The organism is Wenzhouxiangella sp. XN79A (assembly GCF_012272825.1).
Classification (GTDB): domain Bacteria; phylum Pseudomonadota; class Gammaproteobacteria; order Xanthomonadales; family Wenzhouxiangellaceae.
On the sequence record NZ_JAAWWS010000127.1, the window covers coordinates 1 to 6,179 of the forward strand.

Sequence of the window (6,179 nt, forward strand, 5' to 3'; positions counted from 1 at the left end):
GGGTCTATCCGAATCTCGCAACGGATTTCAGACTTGATCCGGTCTGATTTGAGAGGTCATGGGGCCTCCTGTAAAGTTTTGTTTTCCAGAACAAACAGTACAGAAAGGAACCCCCATGACCGTCTACAAGCTTATCGCAAAGCTGCTCAAGTTCAAGGATTTCCGGTGCAATGGACTGGCCTTTCGGCGCGGCAACCGGCTCGAGGTATTGGTCAAGCCCTACAAGAACGGCTGCCGCTGTCCGGAGTGCGGCCGGCGGGGACGTATCGTTCGCCAGCGCTCCGAGGTGCGCTACTGGCGTGATATTCCGGTCGGACCCTGGTCGATCTGGCTGATGTACTGGCCGCGTGAGATCTGTTGTGACACCCACGGCCGGGTGACCGAGCAGCTACCTTGGTCTGAGGCGGGCAGCCGGGTGAGTCACCGCTTTGAATACCTGATGCTGCGCTACTGCCAGATCATGCCGCAAAAGGCCGCCGCCCAGCTGCTGCGGTTGCCCGCCTCGACCCTTTCGGATCTGCTCCATCGCACCATTGGCCGGTTGCGCGAGGGCCATCGCATCCGAGGCCTCAAGACCATCGGCGTTGACGAAATCTCCTATCACAAGGGTCACAAGTACGCCACGCTGGTCTATGACCTGGAGCGCTCCTGCGTGGTCTGGATCGGCCAGGGCAAGGCCCGAGCGGCGATCGACCGGTTCTTCAACGAAGCGCTCAGCGACTACCAGAAGGCCAGGATCCAGACCGCCTGCTGCGACATGAGCCAGGCCTACATCGGGGCCATCCAGACACACTGCCCGAACGCCACCCTGGTGCTGGACCGCTTCCACATCGTTAAGGCGCTCAACGAGGCCGTCGACGAGGTTCGCAAAGAGCAGTGGCGGGAGGCTACCCGGGATGAACGCAAGGCGCTCAAAGGGCTGCGCTGGCTGCTCTCACGCCATTCGTCGACCCGAAGCCGGCGCGATACCCAAAACCTCAATGCGCTCGACAAACACAACCGGCGAATCTATCGCGCCTGGCGCCTGAAAGAAGAGTTCGAGCACTTCTGGACCTACCAGGCACCCTGGGCGGCAGAGCGGTTCCTGAAGCAGTGGACCAAAAGTGCATTGCTCAGCCGCCTGGAGCCGCTGCGAAAGTTCGTCCATACCCTCCGACGCCACCAGGATGCCGTGCTGGCCTTCATCGGCACCCGCGTGACCAACGCTATTGCTGAAGGACTCAATCGCATCGTCAAGATCGTCAAGAATCGCGCCAGTGGCTTCCGCCATCTCGATGCGTTCTCCGACATGATCTACCTGACCGTTGGAGACCTCGATCTGCCTGGGCAAATTCCAGTGCGGTTCCGCACACTATGAAAACGCCGGCAAAGACAGTCAGATCAGGCGCTGCGGGCGATCAGAGCTTTGCGAGATCCGGATATAGCCGCATTTTTCTGTCTCCGGGGCGCATGTTATAAGCGACTCGGTAACAACCTACGAAGAATTGGCCAACGGCTCAGGATCCGGTGTATTTCTGATCTACCCGAAGACTGCTACCGAGACAACCTTCGATGTCCGGACGGGAGCCGCCGGGCAGGTGACCAGTTCTTCGCCACTGAAGACGACCGAAACAACGACATCAATCTCGGATGTCTACGGCAATGTCGATAGCGTGCTAGTCGTCACCAAGACCTCTGGCGGTACCGAAGTTCACCGGCTGCTGACGCAGAACACCTACGCAGATAACACGGAGACCTATACGCCAACGGCCCCCCTCAGCAACTTGCCGAAATGGCATCTCGGGAGGCTGGAGGCATCGTGCGTGGAACATGACCTCGCGGGTTCCGCGCCGCAGTTCAGAGCCAGTGCATTTCAGTATCACCAAGATACCGGCCTGCTGATCGCCGAGCACTCAGGTGCGGAGATGGATGGTTGTTTGTCTGGTTTCGAGTCTGCGGCGCTGAGTAATGCACTTCTGTCAGTGAGCTACACCCGTGATGAAGCCGGAAATCGCGAGAGTACTGTTCAGAAGTTCTGGGACGGGTTCTCTGACAAAACTCAATTCCCGATCGGGGTCGAGTATCGAGCGACCAGGACCATCTACGACACCGCCGGAAGGTATCCGCTCCGTTCCGAAGTGCACGATCACCAGAACGCTTCTCTCGCGCCGGTCGTTGATCCATCGGTTACGGCCGGTTGGCGGGTTGCCGAGGAAATCCTCCAGCGAGACGTGTACGGCAATGTGGAAGTTTCCGTCGATGAGCTGCAGAACACTTTCCATACGGTTTACCGGCCCAGTGGGAAACCGCTTGCGAGCTGGGTCCCATTCGGCGAACTGACGGCATCCATGACGGTTGCAGGCAATCTGGGCGGGCTGTGTCCTGTGGACACGGCGTATGGAGACGTGGCCGTCACCCGGACCGGGGGCTATGGCGCCACCTGCTACGACATGCTGGGGCGCGAAATCCGGTCGCTGTCGCGAGGGTTTGATCCCACTCCTGCAGATGGGACACCGAACTTCGCCACTGGACCCGTCGTGTCCAGCGACACGAGGTACGACTATCAATCTCGTCCCGTAGCGGTGTCGGAGCCCTATTTCAGCACCGCGATCCCCCGAAATATCGGGTCAGGCAGTCAGTGTGATGTCGATCCGCTGGGCACGTTCGGTGACCCGACTTGTCTTGCCGATCCGCTGTACACGCGAACAATCCATGACGACATTGGACGAGTGACTGACGTGTACATGCCGTTTTTCCAGGAAGGCGGCTCCGATGGCTTGACACGGCTAGCAGATAGCCACCGTTCAGTCCGTCATGAGGGTCTAATCACTACAACGACGGACGAACAGGATTTCACCACGAAAGTTTATCGAGATCTGCTGGGTCGCAAGGTCATAGAGGAGGCTGAGACGACCGGGAAGACTGACTACATGTATGACTCCTTGGGCCAGCTAAAGACGGTCGACGGACCAATTGATAATGACACAATTGTCATCGAGTACGACCGCCTAGGCAACAAGCTATGGATGACTGATCCAGATAAGGGCGATTGGGCGTACATTCACAACGGCCTGGGAGAACTCGTCTGCCAGGTTGATGCCCGTGGCCTGGCTACCCTCCATCGGCGAGATTCATTGGGAAGAACGACCGACCGATGGGATGGCGCAACTCAAAGCCCCGGCAGCGAACACTGCGGTGATATTGGGACACTAGGGGCCGAAACCCGCACGCAATGGGAATTCCATCGGCCTGGTGGGCCAGGTGCTGGCGGGTCGAGCCCTGGACAGCTGACCGGATCAATCATCACCTATGCCATCCAGCATCAATTGGATCTTCCCGGTGTTGCTGTCAATCCACTGAACGGATTCGCGGTCTCAACTACGCCTGAGTATGACAATCTGGGGCGCGTTCAGAAGTCGACCCGCATTATTGGCAGTGGTGGGCCGCAATATGAGTCCTTCACCTACTTTGATCGGTATGGTCGACCGCTCGCACAGCGAGACGCGACCGAAGAGGGCCGAGGCGAGCGGTTCATCTATTCTGACTCCGGGCATGTCTGGACCGTGCACACCGCGACATCGAATCTCCCGGCAAGCCCCACTGATCCCGGTCAATTCCTGCGCCGCGTAGATCGGATGAATGCCAGAGGAGATGTCATTCATTCTGTCTGGGGAAATGGTGCGGTTGTGGAACGCTTGTACAACCCCGCGACAGGATCAATCCAGCTCGCGACGGACCTGGTGAATGACGGATACGCGATTTTCTACCAGTACCAGTGGGATCGCCTCGGGAATCTCACCCGCAGGACCAATCTGGCCCATCGGGTCGAAGAGGAGCACTTCTTCTACGACAGTGAAACGGGTCGACGGCTGGAGGCTGTCTGGCACGGGGACGATAGCGCTTCGTCGATGCCTCATCCCATTGCGGGCGGTACCGGCTGGACGTTGACACAGTCGATGCGCTACGACTGGTCTGGGAACATCCGCTGCAAGAGCGCTGGCGGCTCAACGCTTTGCCACGACGGGGCAGCTGAGAACTACACCTACGGAGGCGCTGGACCACATGCCGTCACGGGGCTATTGCAAGACAATGCCTCATTCACATACAACCCAAACGGTGACATGGAGAGCCGATCCGTCGATGGCGACGTTACGGAATTCGGGTACTCCGCGGCCTCTAGGCTAGAGGTCGTGTGTTCTTCGCCAGGCGGCCCTTTAACGAACTGCACGATCTTTGCCTATGGTGAAGCCCGGCAACGCGTCGCGAAGTGGAAGTATGAGGGCTCGTCAAGCTTGCTGCAATTGACGCACTATGTCGGTGGAATTGAGTTCGAGTATGGGGTCGAGTCGCCGGCGCAATTGTCGGACTATCGGCTGGCGCGGAGACCATTCGCCGGCGTAGGCCTCGAAACTGTTACGAACTACGGTACGTCGACGACCGGCCAAATTCGCTATCAACACCACGACAGTCTGGGCTCGATCGTCGCGATCTCGAACAGTAGCGGGATCGTTGGTGTGCAGCGCATGGCCTTCGACGCCTGGGGGCAGCGCAGGAATCCATTTGGTGACGATGTCTGGAGTCAATGGTGGGCAAATCCTATGCCCGGCTGGGCTGTGCCTATGACCGACCTCACTCCGCGTGGATTTACGGGCCATGAGCACCTGGATCGGCATGGGCTGATCCATATGAACGGCCGCGTGTACGACCCCAGGTTGGGCCGTTTCCTGCAAGCTGATCCGTTCGTCGAGGACACGGGGACGTTGAATCGATATACGGCTATATCCGGATCTCGCAAAGCTCTGATCGCCCGCAGCGCCTGATCTGACTGTCTTTGCCGGCGTTTTCATAGTGTGCGGAACCGCACTGGAATTTGCCCAGGCAGATCGAGGTCTCCAACGGTCAGGTAGATCATGTCGGAGAACGCATCGAGATGGCGGAAGCCACTGGCGCGATTCTTGACGATCTTGACGATGCGATTGAGTCCTTCAGCAATAGCGTTGGTCACGCGGGTGCCGATGAAGGCCAGCACGGCATCCTGGTGGCGTCGGAGGGTATGGACGAACTTTCGCAGCGGCTCCAGGCGGCTGAGCAATGCACTTTTGGTCCACTGCTTCAGGAACCGCTCTGCCGCCCAGGGTGCCTGGTAGGTCCAGAAGTGCTCGAACTCTTCTTTCAGGCGCCAGGCGCGATAGATTCGCCGGTTGTGTTTGTCGAGCGCATTGAGGTTTTGGGTATCGCGCCGGCTTCGGGTCGACGAATGGCGTGAGAGCAGCCAGCGCAGCCCTTTGAGCGCCTTGCGTTCATCCCGGGTAGCCTCCCGCCACTGCTCTTTGCGAACCTCGTCGACGGCCTCGTTGAGCGCCTTAACGATGTGGAAGCGGTCCAGCACCAGGGTGGCGTTCGGGCAGTGTGTCTGGATGGCCCCGATGTAGGCCTGGCTCATGTCGCAGCAGGCGGTCTGGATCCTGGCCTTCTGGTAGTCGCTGAGCGCTTCGTTGAAGAACCGGTCGATCGCCGCTCGGGCCTTGCCCTGGCCGATCCAGACCACGCAGGAGCGCTCCAGGTCATAGACCAGCGTGGCGTACTTGTGACCCTTGTGATAGGAGATTTCGTCAACGCCGATGGTCTTGAGGCCTCGGATGCGATGGCCCTCGCGCAACCGGCCAATGGTGCGATGGAGCAGATCCGAAAGGGTCGAGGCGGGCAACCGCAGCAGCTGGGCGGCGGCCTTTTGCGGCATGATCTGGCAGTAGCGCAGCATCAGGTATTCAAAGCGGTGACTCACCCGGCTGCCCGCCTCAGACCAAGGTAGCTGCTCGGTCACCCGGCCGTGGGTGTCACAACAGATCTCACGCGGCCAGTACATCAGCCAGATCGACCAGGGTCCGACCGGAATATCACGCCAGTAGCGCACCTCGGAGCGCTGGCGAACGATACGTCCCCGCCGGCCGCACTCCGGACAGCGGCAGCCGTTCTTGTAGGGCTTGACCAATACCTCGAGCCGGTTGCCGCGCCGAAAGGCCAGTCCATTGCACCGGAAATCCTTGAACTTGAGCAGCTTTGCGATAAGCTTGTAGACGGTCATGGGGGTTCCTTTCTGTACTGTTTGTTCTGGAAAACAAAACTTTACAGGAGGCCCCATGACCTCTCAAATCAGACCGGATCAAGTCTGAAATCCGTTGCGAGATTCGGATAGACCC

At 59.0% G+C, this 6,179-nt stretch carries 3 protein-coding genes; 2 read left to right on the forward strand and 1 reads right to left on the reverse strand.

Annotated elements, in window-relative coordinates; genetic code table 11:
* The first annotated feature begins 115 nt into the window (after window positions 1–115).
* Together HFP89_RS02000 and HFP89_RS16270 are read left to right on the forward strand one after the other, a co-directional pair.
* Window positions 116–1,357, forward strand: a complete 1,242-nt coding sequence (locus HFP89_RS02000) for an ISL3 family transposase (RefSeq protein WP_168715701.1) — start codon at window positions 116–118, stop codon at window positions 1,355–1,357.
* 220 nt (window positions 1,358–1,577) lie between these two features.
* On the forward strand, window positions 1,578–4,799 hold the full coding sequence (locus HFP89_RS16270; RefSeq protein WP_168715973.1) for an RHS repeat-associated core domain-containing protein: 3,222 nt from the start codon (window positions 1,578–1,580) through the stop codon (window positions 4,797–4,799).
* A 23-nt stretch (window positions 4,800–4,822) separates the two neighbouring features.
* Here the strand turns inward: HFP89_RS16270 and HFP89_RS02010 are convergent, their stop codons facing one another.
* A complete protein-coding gene (locus tag HFP89_RS02010; protein WP_168715701.1) occupies window positions 4,823–6,064 on the reverse strand; it encodes an ISL3 family transposase in 1,242 nt (413 codons plus the stop codon).
* Window positions 6,065–6,179 lie beyond the last annotated feature (115 nt).